17 protein-coding genes are annotated in these 22,822 nt (G+C 71.9%); 6 read left to right on the top strand and 11 right to left on the bottom strand.

Annotated features, from left to right (window positions below; genetic code table 11):
- The first annotated feature begins 62 nt into the window (after positions 1-62).
- Positions 63-1,538 carry a magnesium chelatase gene (locus IPN03_06140; GenBank protein ID MBK9373306.1) on the top strand — a complete coding sequence of 492 codons (1,476 nt, stop codon included), beginning with the start codon at positions 63-65 and terminating at the stop codon, positions 1,536-1,538.
- Positions 1,539-1,555: 17 nt separating this feature from the next.
- Here the strand turns inward: IPN03_06140 and IPN03_06135 are convergent, their stop codons facing one another.
- The 4 genes from IPN03_06135 to IPN03_06120 form a co-directional block, all read right to left on the bottom strand.
- Positions 1,556-3,073 carry a hypothetical protein gene (locus IPN03_06135; GenBank protein MBK9373305.1) on the bottom strand — a complete coding sequence of 506 codons (1,518 nt, stop codon included), beginning with the start codon at positions 3,071-3,073 and terminating at the stop codon, positions 1,556-1,558.
- Entirely contained in the window at positions 3,070-3,888 is an 819-nt protein-coding gene (locus tag IPN03_06130; GenBank protein MBK9373304.1) for a hypothetical protein, read from the bottom strand. Before IPN03_06130 ends, IPN03_06135 begins: the two co-directional genes overlap by 4 nt.
- A 1,101-nt stretch (positions 3,889-4,989) precedes the next feature.
- The gene (locus tag IPN03_06125) at positions 4,990-6,813 is read right to left on the bottom strand and encodes a hypothetical protein (protein MBK9373303.1); all 1,824 of its coding nucleotides are present in this window, start codon (positions 6,811-6,813) and stop codon (positions 4,990-4,992) included.
- Positions 6,814-6,827: 14 nt separating this feature from the next.
- A complete protein-coding gene (locus IPN03_06120; GenBank protein ID MBK9373302.1) occupies positions 6,828-8,534 on the bottom strand; it encodes a DUF1698 domain-containing protein in 1,707 nt (568 codons plus the stop codon).
- A 128-nt stretch (positions 8,535-8,662) separates the two neighbouring features.
- Between IPN03_06120 and IPN03_06115 the strand changes: the two genes are divergently transcribed.
- Together IPN03_06115 and IPN03_06110 are read left to right on the top strand one after the other, a co-directional pair.
- On the top strand, positions 8,663-9,751 hold the full coding sequence (locus IPN03_06115) for a hypothetical protein (GenBank protein ID MBK9373301.1): 1,089 nt from the start codon (positions 8,663-8,665) through the stop codon (positions 9,749-9,751).
- A gap of 63 nt (positions 9,752-9,814) precedes the next feature.
- Positions 9,815-11,893: a hypothetical protein gene (locus tag IPN03_06110; protein MBK9373300.1), complete on the top strand. Its 2,079-nt coding sequence runs from the start codon at positions 9,815-9,817 to the stop codon at positions 11,891-11,893.
- 49 nt (positions 11,894-11,942) lie between these two features.
- Here IPN03_06110 and IPN03_06105 read toward each other — a convergent pair whose 3' ends face one another.
- Positions 11,943-12,797 (bottom strand): hypothetical protein, encoded by an 855-nt coding sequence (locus IPN03_06105; protein MBK9373299.1) that lies wholly within the window; start codon positions 12,795-12,797, stop codon positions 11,943-11,945.
- Between the two features lie 88 nt (positions 12,798-12,885).
- Here IPN03_06105 and IPN03_06100 point away from each other — a divergent pair, with 88 nt between their 5' ends.
- Positions 12,886-14,736, top strand: coding sequence for a hypothetical protein (locus tag IPN03_06100; GenBank protein MBK9373298.1), 1,851 nt, complete (start codon positions 12,886-12,888; stop codon positions 14,734-14,736).
- A gap of 12 nt (positions 14,737-14,748) precedes the next feature.
- Here IPN03_06100 and IPN03_06095 read toward each other — a convergent pair whose 3' ends face one another.
- From IPN03_06095 to IPN03_06070, 6 genes are all read right to left on the bottom strand, one after another.
- Positions 14,749-15,126: a PilZ domain-containing protein gene (locus IPN03_06095; protein MBK9373297.1), complete on the bottom strand. Its 378-nt coding sequence runs from the start codon at positions 15,124-15,126 to the stop codon at positions 14,749-14,751.
- Positions 15,127-15,175: 49 nt separating this feature from the next.
- Positions 15,176-15,508: a PilZ domain-containing protein gene (locus tag IPN03_06090; GenBank protein ID MBK9373296.1), complete on the bottom strand. Its 333-nt coding sequence runs from the start codon at positions 15,506-15,508 to the stop codon at positions 15,176-15,178.
- 76 nt (positions 15,509-15,584) lie between these two features.
- Entirely contained in the window at positions 15,585-16,469 is an 885-nt protein-coding gene (gene era, locus IPN03_06085) for a GTPase Era (protein ID MBK9373295.1), read from the bottom strand.
- A complete protein-coding gene (locus IPN03_06080; GenBank protein MBK9373294.1) occupies positions 16,466-17,740 on the bottom strand; it encodes an HlyC/CorC family transporter in 1,275 nt (424 codons plus the stop codon). Before IPN03_06080 ends, era begins: the two co-directional genes overlap by 4 nt.
- Entirely contained in the window at positions 17,737-18,126 is a 390-nt protein-coding gene (ybeY, locus tag IPN03_06075) for an rRNA maturation RNase YbeY (protein ID MBK9373293.1), read from the bottom strand. Before ybeY ends, IPN03_06080 begins: the two co-directional genes overlap by 4 nt.
- A gap of 109 nt (positions 18,127-18,235) precedes the next feature.
- Positions 18,236-19,267 carry a PhoH family protein gene (locus IPN03_06070; GenBank protein MBK9373292.1) on the bottom strand — a complete coding sequence of 344 codons (1,032 nt, stop codon included), beginning with the start codon at positions 19,265-19,267 and terminating at the stop codon, positions 18,236-18,238.
- A 53-nt stretch (positions 19,268-19,320) separates the two neighbouring features.
- On the opposite strand from IPN03_06070, the gene IPN03_06065 reads away from it, so the two are divergent.
- Positions 19,321-20,877, top strand: a complete 1,557-nt coding sequence (locus IPN03_06065) for a fused MFS/spermidine synthase (GenBank protein MBK9373291.1) — start codon at positions 19,321-19,323, stop codon at positions 20,875-20,877.
- A gap of 123 nt (positions 20,878-21,000) precedes the next feature.
- On the top strand, positions 21,001-22,821 hold the full coding sequence (locus IPN03_06060) for a DUF1302 domain-containing protein (GenBank protein MBK9373290.1): 1,821 nt from the start codon (positions 21,001-21,003) through the stop codon (positions 22,819-22,821).
- Position 22,822 lies beyond the last annotated feature (1 nt).

Below are 22,822 nucleotides of genomic sequence, written 5' to 3'. Positions count from 1 at the left end.
GGCGGGCGGCCGACGTACCATCCCAGAAACCCGACCCGGCACTGGAGGCGTAGACGGTGGAGATGACGTACAGACCCACGACCCTCGGAGAGCTCGTCGAAGCCGGCTACCGCCACCGCTCCGTCCGCGACGAGATGCGCGAGAACCTTCTCGCGATGCTCGCCCGCGGCGAGAACCCCTTCCCGGGCATCCTCGGCTACGACCGGACGGTCGTCCCCGCCCTCGTCAACGCCGTCCTGGCCCGGCACGACCTGATCCTCCTCGGCCTGCGCGGGCAGGCGAAGACGCGCATCCTGCGCGCCCTCGTGAACCTCCTCGACGAGGAGACGCCCGTCATCGCCGGCTCCGAGCTGAACGAGTCCCCCTTCGCCCCGTTCACGAAGTACGCCCGGAGCCTGGCCGCCACCGCCGGCGACGACGTTCCCGTCGCCTGGCTCCCGCGCGAGGCGCGCTACCGCGAGAAGCTCGCGACGCCCGACGTGACGATCGCCGACCTCATCGGCGACGTCGACCCCGTGAAGGCGGCGACGCTGAAGAAGACGTTCGCGGACGAGGAGGTGATCCACTACGGGATCGTCCCCCGGACGAACCGCGGCATCTTCGCCATCAACGAGCTGCCCGACCTCGCCCCGCGCATCCAGGTGGGCCTCCTGAACATCCTCGAGGAGCGCGACCTCCAGATCCGCGGCTTCCCGGTGCGGATCCCGCTCGACGTCGTGATGGTCTTCTCGGCGAACCCCGAGGACTACACGAACCGCGGGAACATCATCACGCCGCTGAAGGACCGGATCGCCTCGCAGATCCTCACCCACTACCCGCGCGACGTCGCCACCGCGAAGGCGATCACCGACCAGGAGGCCTGGAGCGAGCGAAGGCTCGACGGCATCGAGGTGCGGCTGCCCGACTCCTTCAAGACCCTCGTCGAGGAGGTCGCCTTCGCCGCCCGCCGGAGCGACCTCGTCGACCAGGCCTCGGGCGTCTCGGCCCGGATGCCGATCGCGATGCGCGAGCTCCTCGTGTCGAACATGGAACGGCGTGCCGTCCTCACCGGAGAGAAGGTCGTCGCCCCGCGCCTCGTCGACCTCTTCGCGACGCTCCCTGCCATCACGGGGAAGGTGGAGATGGTCTTCGAGGGCGAGCAGCAGGGGGCCGAGATCGTCGCCCGCAGGCTGATCGGCGACGCGGTCAAGGCCCTCTTCGACGCGACCTTCCCGCCCATCGACGGCCCCCGTGCCCGCGGCGATCGCTCGCGCCGCCGCGAGACCGAGGAGGACGAGGCCGGCCCGTTCGGCCGCGAGCGGAACCCGCCCCCCATCGCCGGCCCCTACGGGCCCGTCGTGAACCATTTCCGCAGCGAGAGGAAAGCTGGTCCTCTCCGACGAGACCCCGTTCGCGAGGCACCTCGCCGACCTCGACGCCATCGACGGCCTCGCCGAGCTCGTCGCCTCGAACGGGAAGCCGGCCGACGACTTCGAGCGGGCCTTCCTGATGGAGCTCGTCCTCGAGGGGCTCGTCCTGAGCCTGAGGATCGCGCGTGAGGATCTCGACTCGACCGTCACTTATGCGGAGATGGCCCGACTGAACCTGATGAGGAGCCGGGGGTAGAGCCGCTCGCCCGGGGCTCCTCCCGGTGGACTCTCCGCGGCAACCTCGCGGCCGGGGATCGCAGACCCTCCGCCAGGAGGAGTCCGAGGAGGAGGAAGGTCCCGAACGAGCCCTGGACGAAGAAGCGGTCGATCGTCACCTGGGCAAGCCCGACGGGATCCCAATGCACGGCGAACGCGACGAACCCGACTCCGATCGGAGCGACGGTCAGCGCCCCGGCAGCGACAGCGGCGCGGCGGGCGAGGACTCGCGGTTGGAGAAGGGCCAGGAGCGCGAGGAGCGGCCAGAGGATTCCCCAGCTCCGGACCGAAACGAGGCGCGAAAGGAAGTACGGCACGACCGACGAGACCTTCCGGGCCATGACCGCCGGCTCCAGCCGCATCTGCGACACGAGAGATCCATAGTCCTCGTCGTACCGGTTTGGGATCTCCGACCGGAACGCGTGCAGCAGGGCGACGGATCCGCCGACGAACACCGCAGCCAGAAGAAAGGCGGTAGCGGCCCTTCGGAGCCGAGCCCTGAAAGCGGTTCCCCGTCGCGCCCACAGGGCGTGCAGCTCCACGGCACCGGCGACCCCGAGCAAACACAGGACGAGCGGGAGCCCTTCGTTCTTCGTGAGGACGGCCGCGGCGAAGAGCAGGCCGGCGGCGACGGACGCCCTGAAGCGGGCTCCGCCACAGAGGAGGACGCTGAGGCCGCCCCCGAGGAACGCCGCGAGCGGCACGTCCGAGAACGCTCCCGCGGCACCCCCGTGGGTCTCGAAAGCGACGAAGGGCGTCATCGCGGCGAGCGAGGTACCCGCGGCTGCGGCCAGTCCGCTTATCGTGAGGACCCGGACGGTGCGAAACAGAACGGCCAGGAGGGCGACGAAGAAAAGCGGGTGGACGGCTCGTCCCGCCCTCTGGTCCTCAGGGGCGGAGACGACCTCGAGGCCCGTCACCTGAACGAGCGCGACGAGCGGAGGGTACTGCGGATGCGAAACCCAGACCCAGGGATCCGTGAACGCGCCCGGCGTCGCCGTGCCTCCGAATCGCATGAGTCTGGCCTGGGGGCTCCAGGTCATCTGTCCGTCCCAGTCGAGAACGGGCGACAGGAGCGCTCCGACGAGGAGTACCAGGCCCGTCGCTCCGACGAACGCCCCGGTACAGATGCCAAGAAAAGACGGACGGCGAAGCCTCCCCGCCGAGAGGTGCCTCAGGCCCGCCGCGGCACCGATCAGCACAGGAAGCAGAACGATCGGCAGGAGGGTGGTCCGCCGCAACGGAAGACCTCCCAGGCGCGAGGCGGCGAGCGCGAGAGTGCCGCACCAGGCCGCACCCAGGAGCCACGCCATCGCGAGACGGGAGACGACCGGGCACCGAAGCGGCCGGGGCAGCAGGCTCGAGATCGGCCACCCGGCGACGAGGGGTACGCAGGCCGAGAGGACGCCGGCCGCGATCGGCGCATCCCCAGCGAGACTCGCCGTCACCTGGTCCTCTCGGCGACCTGCTCGGGATACTTACGCCAGCGGCCGTCCGCCGTTCGGAAAACGACGCGTATGGATACCGTGGAACCGACCGCGACTCCCTGCGCCAGGGTCAGGCGATAGCCGGCACGGGGGCAAGGTCCGATCTCGGGAAGCGCGGCCTCCACGTCGGGCCGCGGCTCACGCGAGACCTGGAAGATCGGTACCGAAAGGCCGCCGACGAGGACCGCCGCGACGTCACATGGGACTGCCCCGTTCCCCTGGCACCATCCGCGAATTCGGATCCGGCCCGTCGCGTCGAAGGAGACCTCGTCCACGGACGCCACCAGCGAGTCGTCTTCCCGGCCGAGGGACCCAGGATCGAGAGGCTCGAAAACCGGGACCTCGCCGGTGACGACCGGCGCGGAGTCGTCGCTCTCGATGACGACGGTGGCGAGAAGCCGTCCGGAGGGCTTGCCCGCCAGTTCGTCGAATCGCTTCAGGAGGACGGGCCGTCGCGGGAGCAGGGCCTGCCGAAGAGCGATGGCGTTGAGGGCACCCGCGCCGTACGGATCCACCAGTACGAGATAGGACCCGTCGGGCGGGACGACCCCCCGAATCCTGTCGACCGCCTCGGAAAAGCCGGGACCGCGCTCGTAAGAGACCAGGGTCGCGACCGGCTTGTGTCTCGCCCACAGGAACGTTTCCCGCGCACCGACGACCGCTCGCGCCCAGAACGGAGCGACGGCGAGAACCGCCGCCAGGACGGCGATTCGAACGCCAGTCCGTCGAATCTCGCCGGAAGCGCGCCCCCTTCCCGTTCCGAGCCCCTCGGTCACGGTCGGAGGATCTCACGTGCATGCACATTCGACACACGGAACCACCTGTCGCCGTCGTCCCGCCCCCTTCACAGCCGGCCCGCCGACGGAGGGCCTTATGGCACCCCCCGAGGGGCTGGCGGCCCCCCCGCGTGGGCCGGGGGGGCCCCCCCCCCCCCCCCCCCTTGAGCGGAGATGGCGCGGCTCACCTCATGAGGGGGGGGCGGGCCGCGCCGAGAAGGAACTTCGGCTTCTCTTTGCGCCCTCCCCTTTGGGGGGGGTTGGCCGCCTCCGGTTCTCACCAGACCCACCCCGCCCGCCACGTCCCCCGCCCCCACCCCAGCCCGCGCCGCCCCCCCCCCGCCGCCGCCGAGAGGGGCCCGTGCCAACAATCTTGTTCCCCGGCGCCCCCCCCCCCCCCCCCCCCCCCCCCCCCCCCCCCCCCCCCCCCCCCCCCCCCGCCCGGGCCCCTGGGGGGCCCCCCCCCCCCCCCCCCCCCCCCCCCCCCCCCCCCCCCCCCCCCCCCCCGATGCGGCCCCCCCCCCCCCCCCCCCCCCCCCCCCCCCCCCCCCCCCCCCCCCCCCCCCCCCCCCCCCCCCGCCCCCCCCCCCCCCCCCCCCCCCCCCGGCCCCCCCCCCCCGCCCCCCGGCCCCCCCCCCCCCCCCCCCCCCCCCCCCCCCGCCCCCCCCCCGGCCCCCCCCCCCCCCCCCCCCCCCCCCCCCCCCCCCCCCCCCCCCCCCCCCCCCCCCCCCCCCCCCCCCCCGCCCCCCCCCCCCCCGCCCCCCCCCCCCCCCCCCGCGCCCCCCCCTCCCGGCGCCTGCTGGCTGGGCGCGATCCGGCGGGGAGGACCTCCCGGTCTCGTTCCTCTTCGACGGCGAGCTGAGGCCACCGGCCTCCTTCCGCCGCGTCCCCCGGCCCGACGTCGCGAACGCGTTCCCCGAGCTGGGCCCGTGCGAGAGCGCCGGTTACGAGGCCGAGTTCCCGTTCGAACCGGGAGACGACGGGACGAGGGAGCTGCGCGCCATCTTCCGCGCGCGAGACGGGCGCTTCCGGATCTACCCGGTCCGAACGTTCACCTGGGGCCCGGAGACGGGACGCTGAGCCGGACTGCCGCGCGGGGGGTCACCTCGGGGCCGACCCGGGAGAGCGCACCGCCACCAGCGTGAATCGCCGCGGAGGGTAGACGCGCCGACGGTCCGCCGTCTCGAAGACCACCTCGAGGAGGTGCTCGCCCGGGGGTATCGCGTCGATTCCGAAGTACGCCTCGTAGCCGGCCCGGGACGTGTCGCCGACCTCGGGGATCGCAGCGGCCACGTCGGGCCGGGCCGTCCGCACGATGCGCTCCGGCGCGACGATGGCCCCGTCGACGCGGAACTCCACGGGAATGACGAGGCCACCTCCGCGCTCCTGGCACCAGCCCCGGACGCGGAGAGGCGCCGTGACGACGGCCGTCCCGGCCGGGTCGTCGACCGAGGAAAGCAGCTCGGGGTCCGTCCATTTGAAGGTCCTGGAGCGCATGGGGGCGGCCGTCGACTCCCAGATCGTGACCGAGAGGTAGCGGCCGCGGCTGATCCGGCCCAGCGCCTCGCTTTCGTAGCGATAGATGCGAAGCGGACGGAGGTCCGGCGATCCGCTGTCGTGGGTGACGACGAGGGCGCCGGGCGGCGCGACGACCGGCCGTCCGCGTTCCAGTTCCTGCCACTTGACGGCGGGGCCGAGCGCGGCCAGGTGGACGTACAGGGCCGGGGCCACGAGAAGGGGGCGGCCGAGAAGGTCCGGTGCAGCCCGGAGCGCGGCCATCGCGGCGACCGGAGGGCTCGGGGTACGCGCGACCTCGACGATCGCCGGCACGGCGGGAAGCGCCACGAATGCCAGGAGAGCCGTGGCCCCGGCCGCAGCCGGGAGATGTGCCCGGACTCGAAGCACGGTCAGGCCGAGCCCGGCCGCGAGCGGCGCGGCGGCCAGGAGGGGCAGCGCGTATCGCGGTGCCGTTTGCGGGTTGAGCGTCGCCACCGAGAGGAGGAGCAGCGGGACGAAGACGATCGCGAGCCGGCGGGCCGCACGGGGCACGAGCACGATCCCCGCCGCGGCGGCGCCCCACGCCAGGGTTGCCGGGAGCGGCCCGCCGAAGGGGTCGACGAGCCAGCGGGCCCAGTGAGAGGCCAGGGCCATCGCCGAGAGGGGCGGCGTGTCGAACTCCCGGACCCACCTGGCGATCTCGCGGGCGGACGCGAGGTACCTGTCGATCCCGCCCGAGGTCGCGACGACCGGCGCATACGCCGCGAGCACCGTCGCGAGTCCCGCCCCGGCGGCGAACGTCACGCGCACGGCGCCGCCCGGGCCGCGAAAGGTCCCCCACGCCGCGACGGCGGCGAGCGGCAGCAGGGCGACGGCGACCTGCGGGCGGACGGCGGCGCACGCCCCGGCGGCCATCGCCGCGGCGACGAGACGCCCACCGGACGGCGCGCCCTCGCACCGCAGGAGGAGGAGAGCGGCGAGGAAGAACGCGGCGGCGCCCAGGGAGTCCGAGAGAGGACGGACCGAGTGGAGCCACACCGCCGGCACGACGGCCCACAGGAGCGCGGCCCAGAGCGCCTCCTTCCGGCCCGCACCCAGCTCCCGCGCCAGGAGGGCGAGGAGCCCCACGGCGGCGAGGCCCGCGACGACGGCGAGACCGAGCGTCGCGGCGAACGGCTCGATCCCCGCGAGGACGAGAAGCCGCGCAGGGAGGACGAACAGCGGGTAGCCGGGAGGATGCGGATGGTTGACGCGGACGTCGATCCCGTCGCGGGCCGCCGCGGAGAAGAGGAGCTCGTCCCACTCCCAGGGGTCCGGCGCGAGGGTCAGGAGACGGAGGACGGCCACGGCCGCGAGCAGGGCCCAACCCAGGGCCCCGAGGGTCCGGCGGCTCGGAAGCCCGCCGCTCTTCTCCAGAAGCTCGCGCACCGTTCTCCTCCGCCTCAGGCCGTCCGCAGCTCGGCACTCCAGAGGAGCTCGTGGAGGAAGTGGGCGCGCGTCATCACGCCCGAGGTGAGCTGTCCGGCCGCGTTCGCGAGCCCTTCGGCGTCGACCGGCCGGCCCAGGACGACCTCGTAGGCGTTCCGGACGAAGGCCTCGTCGTCGAGCGCCGCGCCGTGCGCCAGGAGCCCGCGCGCCACGGCAGCCTCCCCCGGAAACGACTCGTCCGCCAGCGGAATGGCCGTCTCGGGGGCCGGGGGCGAACTGCGGAGGATGGTCTCGAGCTTCTCTGCCACGGGGGCCGTCGGGACCGGCCTCGGGTCGGGCCGGCTGGCCAGCTGGTGAAGCACCGTCGGGAGCCGTGCCTCTCCCGCCGCGAGCGCGCCGAGCACGTCCGACACCGCGGCCTCTTCCGGAGACCAGCCCGCCGTCCAGAGGAGCGCCGTCCGGGCCTGCCCGTCGGGAGTCAGGCCGGCGAGCGCTCCCGCCACGCAACGAATCAGCTCGCCGTACGCGGCGGCGCCCTCGGCCCCGCTCCTCGCGACACCCTCCTCGAATCCGGCGATCCGGAACCACGGAAGGGGCTGCGGGTCGCCGGACACTTCGAGAGTCCGCTCCAGCAGAGGCGACCCGAGGTCCTCGAACCAGGCGAGGTGCTCGGCAACGAGATCCAGCTCGACGCGGTAACGGCCCGGCGCGAGCGGCGCCACCGGCTCCAGGGTCAGGTCGACGGAGCCGCCGGGCGGAACGTCGTCCGTGAGCGCGGTCCTGGACCAGACCCAGTCCACCTCCTCGTCGCCGCGGAAGAGGTGGGCGCCGAGCGCGACCGTTCCCGCGTTCTCTCCGAGACCCGGAGCCCGCCACGGGCTCCTTCCCGTGTTCGTCGCGCGAACGGCGAGCGCGACCCCGTCGCCGGGCCGGCAGCTCCCGGGTTCCGAAAGGACCTCGAGCCGCGCGGCCAGGTCCGGAAGGACGGAGACGCGGCTCTCCTTCTTCTTCTGGCAGACGAAGACCGCCCGGTCGCCCGGCGTCGCCACGCAGCGGACATCGTCGAATCCGGTGTCGGAGAGCATCGCCGCCATCGCCCCGACCGACGGAACGAACCAGTTGAAGACCGCCTCCTTGGCGTCGGGCGAGTTCTCGACGTACCCCATGGGGTGAAGATTCCGCGTCAGCGGGCCGGTCACGTAGGGGACCGCTCCCGTCGGGACGAGCTCCGGCAGGAGGACGGCGGTCTCGAGGATCAGCAGGTCGCCCGTGACCGCGTAGAGCCGCTCGAGCCCCTGGACGAGGTGCTTGAGGTGGTAGACGAGGCCGAGCGCCAGCGTCACGTCGAAGACGCCGACCGTCTCCTCGGAGAGGTCGTAGACCGACATCCTCCGGAACTCCATCGGGAGGCCGAGGGCGCGTGCGACGAACGCCGCCTGACGGACCTGGTGCCGCTGGGCGTCGATCCCGAGGACCCGCCGGGCCCCGCGCTTCTTCGCCTCGACGGAATAGAAGCCCGCGTTGCAGCCGACGTCGAGGACGGACCGTCCGGTCAGGTCCTCGGGGAGAGCCGTGGAGATCACCGCCCAGGTCGGGAGTGGGTGGTCGTCCGCCTCTCCCGCCACGCTCCCGCCCTTCGTCACCACGCCATCGCCGAGGTCGATCCGGTGAAACCAGGGCTGCAGCCGCTCGACTCCGGATCTCTTTTCGTCAGGGGTCATCGTCGCTCCTCAGTAGGGACGCTCCGGGGTCGGCCGGGCGCACCAGAACCCGAGAGAAGTGCTTCTCTCGTCCTGGGTCTCACTCCCGGAGTCCGGGCCGGGGGTCCTGGTCGTAGGATCTCACGCGTATGGACGTCCGCTACGGGGAGCTGCCTCTCGACCTCCTCCGCGCGCTCTTCACGTTCGAAGAGCTGAAGAAGCTCTTCCTCGACCTCGTCACCCGGCTCGGGGGAGACGTCGAGGAGGCGATGGAGGTGATGCGGCGGCTGCAGGAGCGGGGCATCCTCGACCCGGCCCTCGACCTCGACGACTTTCTCGCCGCTCTCGAGGAGAAGGGGATCGTCGGGCGGGACGCCGACGGCGCCCTCGCCCTCGCGGGTGCCGGCGAGCGGCAGATCCGGCGGGCCGCCTTCGAGGAGATCTTCACGTCCCTGCAGAAGTCGGGCGGCGGCCTCCACGCGCTCCCGCGCGCCGGGACGGGGAGCGAACAGCTCGAGGAGACGCGCCCCTGGGAGTTCGGCGACGACCTCTCGCGCCTCGACGGCATCCGGACCGTGACGAACGCCGCCCGGCGCGACCCGGAGACGCTCGCGCTCGCGCCGGAGGACTTCGAGGTCCACGAGGTGGAGCACCAGTCGGCCTGCGCCACCGCGATCGCCATCGACATCTCCCACTCGATGATCCTCTACGGCGAGGACCGCTTCACCCCCGCCAAGAAGGTCGCCCTGGCGCTGACCGAGCTGATCCTCTCGAAGTACCCGAAAGACACGATCGACGTCGTCCTCTTCGGCGACGACGCCGTCCAGGTGCCGATCGACTCGCTCTCGAAGGCCCAGGTCGGCCCGTTCCACACGAACACGAAGGCGGGCCTCGCCCTCTGCCGCGGCATCCTCCAGGGGCGCCGCTCGCGCAACCGCCAGCTCTTCCTCATCACCGACGGCAAGCCGTCGTGCATCCGCGAGAACGGCCAGCTCTACAAGAACCCGTTCGGCCTCGACCTGAAGATCGTCAACCGGACGCTCGACGAGGCGGAGCGCTGCCGCCGCGAGGGGATCCAGCTGACGACCTTCATGCTCGCGACCGACCCGGGCCTCGTCGACTTCGTCGACACGCTCACGAAGGTCGCGCGGGGAAGGGCCTACTACGCCGCCTCGGACGACCTGGCGTCGTTCGTCTTCCGCGACTACATCCGGAACCGCCGCAAGCTGTTCCGGTAGGCGCAACGCGGCGGGCGTCCCGCGGAGCGTCAGGCGCGCCGGGTGGCCCCCTAGAATCGTCCGGTGCGCCGGCTCTCCCTGCTCATCGCGAGCCTCCTCGCGGCGATCGCCTTTTCCTGGCCCCTTCCGTCGCGGCTCGACACCGTCCTGCGCGACCCCTACGACGCCCAGACGCAGGCGTGGGTCGTCGCCTGGGTCAGTCACGCCCTGACGAGCGACCCGTCCTCTCTCTACCAGGCCAACGCCTTCGCCCCCGCCCGCGACGTCCTCGCCTTCTCCGAGCCCCTCCTCGGGTACGGTCTCCTCGCGGTTCCGCTGGGCGCGGCCGGGCTCTCGCCCGCGGGCGTCCTCAACGCGCTCTGCATCCTGGTGCTCGGCCTGTCCGTCTTCTCGATCGCCTGCCTCGCCCTCGAGCTGGGCGCCAGCCCCGGCGCGGCCCTCGTCGGTGCGGCCAGCGCGGGTTTCGGGGCGCTCACGACCGTGCAGTTCGGGTTCGTCTCGTTCACCGCTTTCGGCGGCATCGCCTGGATGGTGCTCTTCGCCAGGCGCCTCTTGCGCGGCGGAACGCTGCGCGACGCGGCGCGCCTCGCTCTGGCCACGGCGGTAACGGCGTACTTCTCCCTCCACTTCCTCGCCTTCGGCCTCGGCACCGTGCTGGTGCTGGGGATCGCACATCTCTTCGTCGCCCCAGGGCCCACGCTGCGGCACGCCGGGCCCAGGATGGCGGCGGCGTTCGCCCTGGCAGGGCTCCTCCTGCTTCCCGTCGCCATACCGCTCCTGCGCGTCAGGGACAACGAGGGTTTCAAGCGGGAACGCGGAGAGATGTCGAGGTTCTCCGCCTCGCCGGTCCACTTCGTCTCGACGACCTCGTTCAACCCGGGGCAGGCCTTCCTGCCGGGCCGCAACGACTCGGAGATGGCGCTCTACCCGGGAACGGTCGCGCTCGCCCTCGCTTTCGCCGGGCTCGTGCTCGTGCGCCGCGCCCCGGCGCTTCCCGCGCTCGCCGGCACGGGGGCGCTCGTCGCCGCGACCGGGGCACTCGGGGCGATGGGCCTCAACGCCCCGTTCTGGCCCGCGCTCACGTTCCTGGCGCCGCCGCTCTTCGGCGGCATCCGGGTAGCCGCACGTTTCGGCTTCGTCCTCCAGATCGGCATGGGGCTCCTCGCCGCCTGGGGCGCCGGAAAGCTCCTCGTGCTCGCAAGAGACCGAGCGGCCCGCTTTCTCGCGACCGGAGCGCTCCTCGTCCTCGTCGCCTTCGACGCGAGGCAGTCGCTTCCGTTCTCCTTCCACCCCGAGAGCGAGCCTTCCCCCGCGGACGCCTTCCTCGCCCGTCACTTCACCGGGGGCCCGATCCTCCACCTGCCCCTGACCCACTCGCCGGTGGAAGCGCGGCTCCTCTACGCCTCGACCCGCGGTTTCCCCAGGATCGTCAACGGCACCCTGAGCTACGTGCCGGCGGGGCACCTGGCCCTCGCGGCCCGGTTCGCGGCTGGTCCTCTCGACCCGGCTCTCCTCGCCCGGCTCGAGTCGTGGCCCGTCGGCGTGATCGTCCTTCACGACCACTGGATGCCGCCCGCGGACCGGGCCCGGGTCCTGCTCTTCCTCGACGAGGCCCGGGCCGCCGGACGGCTGTCCGGGCCGCTGCGGTTCGGCCACGGGAACGGTCAGGACTGGCTGTTCGGCGTCGTGAAGAACGGGGCGGTCGCATCCCCTGCGGAGCTCGCGGGGCACGACCTCGGGGCCGAGGCGGACGAGTGGGCCGTCCGCGTGGAAAGAGCGCGCGACACCGATGCGGCCAGGATCGACGACTCCCTGACCGGTTCGGTGGACGGTCCGGCGGAGGGCGAAGCCGTCCAGGGAAGGCTCCTCGTCCGCGGCTGGGCTCGTACGGAGGAAGAGGATCTCGGGATCGCCTTCCTCATCGACGGCGAGATCCGGATGCCGTCCTCCTTCCGCCGCGTCTCCCGGCCCGACGTCGCGAACGCTTTCCCGCGTCTCGGGACGTGCGCGACGGCGGGTTACGAGGCCGAGTTCCCGCCCGGAGCCGGCGACGAAGGGAAGAGGGAGCTGCAGGCCCTCTTCCGCACCCGGGATGGGCGTTTCCGGCTCTACCCGGTGCGGACGTTCAGCTGGAGGCCGTAGGCCGGGCGCGACGGTCGCGCCTTCGCGGCTACGGGGCCTCCGGCAGCCGTCACTCGCCCGGGAGGAAGAGCACCGTCCGCGAGGCGAGGGAGGCGGGCAGCCGCCGGGCGATGGTCCGGCGCAGCTCGGCGGGCGTTCCGCGGAGCGTCAGGTGCGTCAGGACGAGGGCCTCGTTCGCGAAGAGGTCCGCCCGCTCGGCGATGTCGTCGACGTGCAGGTGACCGTAGTTGCGGGCGCGCGAAACGTCCGCCGGCTCGACGAACGAGCACTCGAGGAGGAAGACCTTCGCCTCGAACGCCTCGCGCGGCGCGCTCTCGAACATGCCGACGCCGGTGTCGCCGGAGAAGGCGACGAGCGGCCTCGGGGTCCGCCTGGTCACGACCTCGCCCCCCAGGATCGCCGCCCGGATCTCCTCCTCCGGCCGGCCCTGCCACGCGGGGACGAGGCGGTGCCGCACCTCCGACGCGACGAATCCGACCGTGGGGACCCGGTGGTCCGAACGGAAGGCCGAGACGGAGAGGTCCTTGCGCAGGTCGACGGATTCGCCCGGACCGAGCCCCTCGACCGTCACGTGGTACCCGACCCCTTCGAGCCCCTCGTGGAGGGCGAGGATCTGCCGCCACGCCGGGACCGTCGCCGGGTCGGTGAAGACGCGGGCGGGAGGCAGGCGCAGGAGGCGCCGCTGGGAGGCCCAGTAGGCGAGGCCGCCGGCGTGGTCGAGGTGGGCGTGCGAGAGGAAGAGGCTCGGGGCGGGGACGACGTCCGCCGGGCTGCGGCCGACGTCGAAGGCGAGGTCGAGCGACGGCACGTGGAACCAGGTCTCCCGCCCGGCGATCGAGACGCCCCGCAGCGGGATTCCGGCCAGCGTCAGGGAAAGGGGCGCCCAGCGCTCGCGCTCGCTCACCGCGTCAGGATAGCGCCCGGGACGGCGAGGCCGAGCGGCCTATACTGGACCTCGAAGTCCGATCCGAACTCACCGACCGGGGGCATCGATGGTCCTCTTCAATCACTCGACCCGCGAGCTGACCGCGAAGATCGTCTACTACGGTCCCGGCCTGTGCGGGAAGACGACGAACCTCCGCCTCCTCCACGAGAAGCTCGACCAGGCGACGACGGGCCGCCTCCTCTCCCTCTCGACGGCGCAGGACCGGACGATCTACTTCGACCTCCTCCCGGTCGAGCTCGGCAACGTCAAGGGCTACACGGTGAGGTTCCAGCTCTGCACCGTGCCGGGGCAGGTCTTCTACAACGAGACGCGCAAGCTCGTCCTGAAGGGCGCCGACGGCATCGTCTTCGTCGTCGACTCGCAGTGGTCGATGCTCTCGCACAACCTCGAGTCGTTCCAGAACCTGCGCGAGAACATGGCGGAGCTGGGGCAGACCCTCGACGAGGCCGCCGTCGTCATCCAGTACAACAAGCGCGACCTGCCCGGCGTTCTCTCCGTCCAGGCGCTGCAGGAGTCGCTCGGGTTCCAGGAGTTCCCGTTCGTCGAGTCGATCGCGGCCGACGCCAAGGGCGTCGTCGAGACGTTCAAGCTCGTCTCGAAGCTGACGTTCATCCACATCCTGAAGCGGCTCCAGCGCTCGCCCGACGGCGAGAAGCTCGGTCCCGACTGGGTGGCTCCCAACCCTCCGAACTCGCAGTCGACGTTGCGGGTCGCGCCCGTCAGCGCCCAGCTCCTGGCGCTGACGAGCACGGTAGGCCCCGCCCCGACGCCTCCGACCGACTCACCCTTCGAGACGACCGGCTCCTGGCCCGGCCTCGCGAAGGGTGAGGTCTTCGGCGAAACGACGATTCCGCCCTTCCCGGTCGAGCTTCCGCCCGAGCGGGAGCCCGAGCCGGAGCCCGAGCCGGAGACCGAGCCGCCGGCACCCCCGGACGCGGACGACACGCTCACCGAGCCGCCGCCTCCTCCTGCGGCCGCGGGACCCGAACCCGAGCCGCTCCCCGAGATGGGCCTCGAAGCCGTCCCGGAACCCGAGCCGGAACCGTTGCAGGAGCAGGGACGGGAACCCCTGCCGGAGCCCCAGGAGGAACCGGTCGAGCCGGAACCCGCCGCGACCGAACCCGAGCCGGCTGCGCCCGGGCCGCCGCCCCCCGCGATCGCCGAGGCGCCGCCTCCCCCTCCCGCCCCCGCGCCGCCGCCTCCGCCGCCGCCCACGGGGACCGTCTGGGCCGAGGCGTTCGCGGGGCTCTCCGCCCGGCTCGACGAGATGGCCCGCGCCCGATCCGAGGAGCTTGCGGGGCTGACCTCCCGCCTCGACGAGATGGCCCGCGCCCACGCCGGGGAGTCCGCGCGGGTCGAGGCCCTCGCACGAGAAACCCGGGAGGCCGTCGACGCCGTGCCGGCGACGGTGAAGGACGCCCTCGCCGCCCTCGCCCCCACGTCTGCCGTCACGGCGCTGCACGAGGCGCTGGAAAAGCACACCGACGAGATCCGTCCGAAGCTCCTCGGCCTGGTCGAGGAAGCCGCCCGGCAGCGCGACGCCATCCACGAACGGGGGAACCAGGAGGACGACGCCGCCCGCGATTCCGCGCGGAGGCACCGCGAGGAGATCCGGGGCGACGTGGAGCGTGCCGCGGCCGCCGTGCGCGAGGTCGTGGAGGCGCTGGAGGGCCGGGTGGTCGAGCTCCGCACGTCGCTCGAGGAGCGGCTCGCGTCGCTCGAGACCGCGATCTCGAAGCTCGAGGCCTCGGACCGGCTCGAGGACGTACGGAGAGAGACCCTCGAGGTGAAGCGCCTCGTCGAGACGAAGCTCGACGAGGCCGGAGGGCAGAGCCGGCGCCTCAGCGGCTTCCTGCGGCGGGCGCTCGAGGAGCTCGACCCTCAGGACAAGAGCTGACGCCCCGGCGGGTCAGCCCTGCAGATTCGCCTGGATCTGCGCGGACTTCGGCCCGCGCCTGTCGAGCCATGTGGCGAGCCGCTCTTCGTCTCCCGGCCTTTCCCACAGGAACTCGGCGCCCGCCTGGTAGACGAGGACCTGCCCGGTTCCGCCCGCCTTCGGGACGGGCCCGGCCTTGCACCGGGTGATCCGGATCGAAACGCTGAGGTCGAAGCCCCCGAGGTCGGCGTGGAACGCGTAGGTCGACCCGGGACGCACCGCGCCCGTGAGCTGGAAGCGGGCGCCGGTCCGGGACAGGTCCTCCACCTGAACCTGGATCGTCGACCGGATGACGCCTTCGGCACCTTCCGGAGCCCGGACTCTGGGAGAGCGTCGTCTTTCCGAAACCACGGGTTCCTCCGCTCCGGGAACGATCGGGCGGTTCTCGCCGCCCGTCAAGTCAGAATGCGCCGGTAGCCCTCGACCGGAGCCAGCGACGGACGGCCGCGGCATCGGCGTCGTCGCGCCAGAGGAACTCGGCCCCGGCCTCCCAGGCCGGCCCACCGCGGCTGCAGCGCGTGACGCGGATCGGCGTCGTGAGCGAGAGGCCCCTGAGGAGCGCCGTCAGGGGATAGACCCCGCCGGGCTCGAGCGACGATCGCAGGCCGAGCCTGAGCCCTCCGGCGGAGATGTCGTGAAGCGCCACGGGGACCGCACCCTTCACCACGCCGTTCAGGCCGTCCACCGCGACGGCGATGCGTGGGCTGCGGCGCCTCTCCGGGTCCATCGACACCTCGCCACCTCCCGTGACGCTTCCTGCCCTGCCGAGAAAGTTGGGCCCGGCGGGCCGCACGTCAAGGGTACGAGCGTCAGCTCGACAAGGTTCCGAGGAACCGGGGGTCCTCCCGCCAGCCGGGCCGGGCCACGACGTGCAGGTCGAGGAAGAACCGCTTGCCGAACGTCTTCTCGATCTCGAGCCGGGCGGCCGTCCCCGCGTCCCTTATGAGCTGCCCGCCGAGCCCGATGACGATCCGCTTGTGGTTCTCCTTGTCGACGACGAGCGTCGCCGTCACGAGGGTCAGGTTCTTCACCTCGTCGACCTTCCACTCCTCCACGACGACGCCGAGGCCGTAGGGGATCTCCTCGCGCGTCCTCTCGAGGAACTTCTCGCGGATCAGCTCGGCGACGCGCGTCTTCTCGTCGGACATCGTCACGGTCTCGGCCGGGTAGAGGTCCTCCTGCTCGGGGAGGTACTTGAGGATCAGCTCCGGCAGGTCGGCGAGCCCGTCGCCCGTGACGGCGGAGACCGGGACGATCTCGTCGAAGAGGCCGGTCGCCGCGAGCGCGGCCATGCGCGGCAGGAGCTTCGGCTTGGCGACGAGGTCGACCTTGTTCAGGAGGCAGATCCGCGGCGGGTTGGCCTTCGCCACCAGCTCGAGGGCGTGGCGGTCGCCCGCCCCCTCCCGCTCGGCCACGTCGATGACGAGGACGACGACGTCGACGTCCAGGATCGCCTCCATCGCCTCGTCGAGCATGGCCCGGTTGAGCCGGTGCAGCGGCCTGTGAAGGCCCGGCGTGTCGACGAAGACGATCTGCCCGTCGGGGCGGTTGAGCATTCCGAGGACGCGGCGCCGCGTCGTCTGCGGCTTGTCGGAGACGATGGCGACCTTCGTCCCGACGAGGGCGTTGACGAGCGACGACTTCCCCGCGTTCGGCCTTCCCGCGACCGCGACGGTCCCGGCGCGGCGGCTCACGCGAGCCCCCTGGGACGCATCACCTTCACGCGGTGGACGCGCTTGCGGTCGGCGTCCTCCACGACGAACCGCAGCCCGCCGTCCTCCACCTCCTCGCCGGGCCGCGGGATGTGCCCGAGGCGCGCCGAGAGGAGACCGGCGACCGTGTCGTAGTCGCCCGGTTCGAGGTCGGCGTCGAAGAGCTGGGCGATCTCGGAAACGCGGACGCGCCCCGCCACCGTGAACGCGCCCTCGGCCAGCGGGATGACGGGGTCGATGGAGTCCTCGTGCTCGTCGGCGATCTCTCCCACAAGTTCCTCCAGAAGGTCTTCCAGCGTGACGACACCCGCGACCGCTCCCCACTCGTCGACGACGATCGCCATGTGCTGGCGGCGGCGGCGGAAGTCCGAGAGGAGCGTCGTGATCGTCTGGGTTTCGGGGGCGAACAGGACCGGCCGGGCCAGCGAACGGGCGTTGACGGGCGGGACGGCCGTCCGGAGCGACGAGAAGACGTCCTTGACGTGGACGACGCCGATCGGCTTCTCCACGCCTCCCTCGACGAGGGGAATCCGGGTGTACTTCGTCTTCTCGAAGAGGTCGGCGACCTTCTCGAACGCCAGGTCCGCCTCGGCGACGACCATGTCGGGGCGGGAGGTCATGACCTCGCGTACCGTCCGGTCGCCGAAGTCGACGGCCCGCGAGACGAGCTCCTCCTCGTGCTTCTCGAGGATCCCCTCCTCGCGCGCCATGTCGAGGAGCGCCCTCACGTCGGCGTCCTTCTCCGCCTCCTTCTCCGCCGCCGAGACCGGCTCGGCGTCCTCGTCGTCGTCGAGGGGCGTGACGAGGCGCGAGAGGAGCGGGTAGAGAGGCGTGGCGAAGAGGAGGACGACCGGGATGAGCCACGAGAAGTCGACGAGGAGGTCTTCGGCGCCGCGGCGCGCCACCGACCGGATGACGACGGTCTCGATGACGATCCAGCCGAGGAGGATGGAGACCGCGGAGACGAGGTACGGCTCGGGGACCGCGAGGCCCGCGAGCCCCGTGCCGAGCGAGAGGAGCCCCGCCAGGACGGCGCCCTGCGCCGTGAGCCGGACCGCCACGCGCGAGATGCTGACGTTCTCGATGGCCAGGAGCTTGCCGAACTTCCCCTCCTGCCCCTCCAGGAGCGACTTCCTCCGGATGGAGGAGAGGCTCTCGAGCGCCTGCGCGAAGGCGGAGAGGAGCGCGTAGAGGAGGACGAACGCGAAGGAGAGGACGAAGGCGAAGCCCGTACCGACGGCGAAGTTCGTCATCCGCCGTCCCCCGGGACGCCATCGGGCCCCGGTCCGAAGACCTGCCTCACGAGCCGCCCCTGGAGGCGGAGCATGGTGCCGTCGTCGGTCTCGTGATCGTGGCCGAGGAGGTGGAGGACGCCGTGCGCCAGGAGCAGCTTCACCTCGCGGTCGAGCGTGTGCCCGCGCCGGGCGGCCTGCCGCGCCGCGTACGCCACGTCGATGGCGACGTCGCCGAGGAACACCGGATCCCCCGCCGGGAACGAGAGGACGTCGGTGGGGCGGTCGATCTTCCGGAACTCGCGGTTCAGGCGACGCATGCGCGCGTCCCCGCAGAGAAGGACCGAGACCGCGCCGCGGCCGCGCGGGGAGGCCGCTGCGAGAACCGCTTCCGTCCAGGCCGCCACGCGTCGCGCCGAAGGACCCGTCCTTACCGTCGAGGTCACTTCGACCCGGGGCGCGAAACGCGGGGCGCGGGGAGCGCGCCGCTCTGGAGGCTCGTGGGGCACGGCCGCCTCACGCCTCTTCCGAGGCGGCCCGGACCCGCCCCTGGACGTCGGGTCCCGGCCGGCCGCTCTCGAAGATGTCGTAGGCGTTCACGATCGCCTGGACGATCGGGTGCCTCACGACGTCGCGGTGGTCGAAGCGGATGAAGCGGATCGCCTCGACTCCGGAGAGGATCCGCATCGCCTCCTTCAGGCCCGAGACCTTGCCCGGGGGGAGGTCGATCTGCGTGATGTCCCCCGTGATGACCGACTTGGCGCCGAAGCCGAGGCGGGTCAGGAACATCTTCATCTGCTCGGAGGTCGTGTTCTGCGCCTCGTCGAGGATGATGAAGGCGTCGTTCAGCGTCCGGCCCCGCATGAACGCGAGGGGGGCGACCTCGATGATCTGCCTCTCCAGGAGCCGGCCCACCTTCTCGTAGCCGAGGATGTCGTAGAGGGCGTCGTAGAGCGGGCGGAGGTAGGGATTCACCTTCTCGGCGAGGTCGCCCGGCAGGAAGCCGAGCTTCTCGCCCGCCTCCACCGCGGGACGGCAGAGGACGATCCGGCTCACCTGCTTCTCGAGGAGGGCGGCCGCGGCCATGGCCACGGCGAGGTACGTCTTTCCCGTGCCGGCCGGGCCGATGGCGAACACGACGTCGCGCTCGCCGATCGCCTGGAGGTACTCCTGCTGGCGCACGTTGCGGGGAGAGACGACCTTCCGGAGCGCGGCGCCCACCGACCGGTTCTCGAAGAAGTCGACCAGCGAGGCGGTGGGGTCTTCCTTGACGATCCGGATCGCGCTCGGGATGTCGACCTTCTTCGGCAGGTAGCCCCGGGTGATGAGCTTGGAGAACTCGAGAGAAGGTGTGACGCCCGTTCGGTTCCCTCCGGGCCGCCAGTCAGGGTCACGACGCCGCCCCGGGCGGAGATCTCCACCCCGAAGGCGTCCTCGAGGAGCCGCAGGTTTTCGTCGTGGACACCGAAGAGCGCGCTGAGCCCGGACTCGGGCAGGTTCAGGGGTATCGGACCGTGTTGAATAGCGCTGTCTCCTCTCGGAAAGGATAGCGGCGGGCCGGAGCGCGGGTCAAATGGAGGAGAAGCCCCTAAGATCCGGCGGTGATTCGCCTCTACGCCGTCGTCTTCCTCTCCGGTGCCGCCCTCATGGGGCTCGAGATCGCCGGCAGCCGGATCATGGCCCCCGTCTTCGGCTCGTCGATCTTCGTCTGGGGCGCTCTCATCACGACCTTTCTCGCCTCGCTCTCGACGGGCTACGCCCTCGGCGGAAAGCTGGCCGACCGCCGTCCGAGCCCCGCCCTCCTCGGCAACATCCTCGTCGCGGCGGGCTTCTGCCTCTGGCTCCTCCTCGCGCGTCCGGCGCCCCTGCTCGCCCTCTGCAACGCCGCCCCCGTCCCCGAGCGGTTCCGCGCGCTTCTCGCGGCCCTCCTCCTCTTCGCCCTCCCGAGCGTCCTCATGGGGACGGTCTCCCCCTTCGCCACGCGCCTCGCGGCCCGCGACGTGGGATCGATCGGCCGGACCGCCGGCACCCTCGCCGCCATCTCCACCGCCGGCTCCATCGTGGGCACCTTCGCGATGGCCTTCCTCCTCATCCCCGCCTTTCCCATCGAGCCGATCCTCTTCGGCACCGGCGCGGTCCTCGTCCTCTCGGGGGCCCTCGCCTCGACGCAGGGGCTTGCGCTCCGCCTCGGCGTCGCCTCACTGGGGCTGTTCGGGGCAGCAGGCGTCTTCCTCCTGCGCCCCGAGGCGGTCGCCTCGCCGCTCCCCGGCGGCACCGTCGTCTTCCGCAAGGAGACCGCCTACCACAGGCTTCTCGTCGTCGACCAGGGGCCGCGCCGCGCCCTCTACTTCGACAACTTCGCCCAGGGCATGGTCGACCGCGCCTCGGGCCGCATCCCCGACTTCCTCTATCCCAACGGCCTCCTGGCCGCCCTCCTCTGGAGGCGCGACCCACCGCGCAACGCGTTCATCATCGGCCTCGGCGCCGGGATGCTCCCGCGCTTCCTCTCGGAAAAGGCCCCCGAGATCGCGACGACCAGCGTCGAGATCGACCCCGAGGTCGTCCGCGTCGCAGAGAAGTACTTCGACTTCCGTCCCGATTCCAACGACCGCGTCCTCGTCGGCGACGGCCGCTCCCTCCTCGCGCGGGAGAAGGGCCCGTGGGACGTCATCTACCTCGACGCCTTCTTCTCCGACAGCGTCCCCTTCCACCTGACGACTCTCGAGTTCTTCCAGCTCTGCCGCGACCGGCTTCGCCCCGGGCGGCATCTTCGCGGGGAACATCGCCGGGCTCACGATGGGCCGCGACCAGCACCTGTTCTGGGCCATGCTCCGGTCGGCGCAGCAGGTGTTTCCCAACGTCGCCATGCTTTCGCCCGATCTCGCGGGCGGCGCGACCAGGTTCTCGGGCAGCGTCATCCTGGTCTGCTCGACGTCCAGCGAGCGCCTCTCCAGGGAGCGTGTCTTCGCCGAAGGCGACCGGGTCGCCGCGGCGCTGGGCCACCCCGCCGTCGCGTCCTGGTCACGGACGTTCTACGAGGGCGAGCTGAGGACGGAGGGGGTCCCGATCCTCACCGACTCCTTCGCCCCGACGGACGCCTTGCAGCACCTGGGCCGCTGAGTCGCCGGCCCGGGCGGCGGGCCGGCGCAGCGCGCTAGCGCACAGCCGGTTTCGCCTGCGCGTTAACACTTCATGCGCATTTCGCTCCGCTGGTGTACGAAAAGACCGAATGCTGGGATACCCTTCGCCGCAAGCCCGCATTTGGTGAAGGGGGAGACATGATGAACGTATTGAGACAGACGAGCCGGAGTGTTGCCCTGGCGATCCTCGCCGCAGCGCTTCTCGTCCCTCTGGCAGGGACCGCCCCCGCGATCGAGGGCAAGGACGGCGAGCTCTCGTGGAGCTGGGACACGACGCTCTCCTACGGCCTCTTCTCGCGCCTCGAGAAGAGGGACCCGGCGATCGTCGGCCTCGCGGCGGGCGGGAAGGCCTTCTCCGTCAACGGAGACGACGGGAACCTGAACTACAACACGGGCATCGCGAGCAACGCCATCAAGGCGACGACGGAGCTCGAGGTGAGCTACAAGGGGATCGGCGCCTTCGTTCGGGCCTACGGCTTCTACGACTTCGAGAACGAGGATGGCAGCCGCGCCCGGACGCCGCTGAGCGACGAAGCCCTCGAGCGCGTCGGCAGCCGGGCCGAGTTCCGCGATGCGTTCGTCTGGGCCAAGTTCGACATCGGCTCGGTTCCGGCTGAGATTCGCGCCGGCTGGCAGGTCATCAACTGGGGAGAGAGCACGTTCATCCAGGGCGGCGTCAACGCCATCAACCCCGTCGACGTGAGCGCCCTCCGGGTGCCCGGCTCCGAGCTGCGCGACGCCCTCCTCCCCGTGGGCGCGGTCCTCGTGAGCATCAAGCCCACCAAGAACACCTCGCTCGAGGGCTTCTACCAGTACGCCTGGACCCAGACGAAGATCGACCCGGTGGGGAGCTACTTCTCCACGACCGACCTGGCGGGCGGCGGGGCGACGAAGGTCATGCTCGGCTTCGGCGCCGCCCCCGACACGATCCCGGTCGGCTTCAACATCCCCGGCAACCCCGTCGGCGTCGCCGTTCCCCGCGTCGGCGACCGGAAGGCGGAGGACGACGGCCAGTACGGCGCGGCGTTCCGCCTCTTCGTCCCGGCCCTCGGCGGCACCGAGTTCGGCCTCTACTACATGAACTACCACAGCCGCCTGCCCCTCATCATGGCCCGCACGGGGACGCAAAGCGCCCTCCTGGTCAACGGCAACTACGCCGCGAGCGCGAAGTACTTCCTCGCCTACCCCGAGGACATCAAGCTCCTCGGCCTCAGCTTCAACGCCCAGCTCGGCAGCACCGGCATCGCCCTCCAGGGCGAGGTCGCCCACCGCATGGACGTGCCGCTGCAGATCGACGACGTCGAGATCCTCTTCGCCGCGCTCACGCCCTTGAGGCTCCTGCCCGCCATCCCCCAGCTCGCCCCGCTCCGCGGGCTCGGTGGCCTCCTCGCGCAGACGGGCCAGGCGGGCGCCTACGGCTTCGACCAGGAGATCCAGGGCTACCGGCTCTACGACACCACGCAGGTCCAGATGACGGCGACCCGCGTCTTCGGCCGCGTCCTCGGCGCCGACCAGATGGTCCTCGTCGCCGAAGGGGCCTGGAACAAGGTCCACGACCTGCCCGAGCAGTCGGTCCTCCGTCTCGAGGCGCCCGGCACCTACACGAGCGGCAACCCGATCCACCAGCAGGCCGGCGTCCAGCCCGGAACCGAGCCGTCCTCGGCGTTCCCCACCACCTCGGCCTGGGGCTACGTCGTCGCCGGCCGGTTCGACTACAGCAACGTCATCGGCGCCGTCAACATGTCCCCGCGCTTCTCCTTCGCGCACGACGTGAACGGCGTCTCGCCCGGCCCGGGCGGCGCCTTCATCGAGGACCGCATGGCGCTCACGCTCGGCCTCGGATTCCAGTACCGCATCAACACCGAGTGGGATCTCAGCTACACCCGCTACTTCGGCGCGGGCCGCTACAACCTGATCAACGACCGCGACTTCCTCGCGGCCAACCTCAAGTACTCCTTCTAAG

The sequence above is a fragment of the Holophagales bacterium genome (assembly GCA_016719485.1).
Taxonomy (GTDB): Bacteria; Acidobacteriota; Thermoanaerobaculia; order UBA5066; family UBA5066; genus UBA5066.
This window is presented reverse-complemented; position numbering and strand designations above follow the sequence as displayed.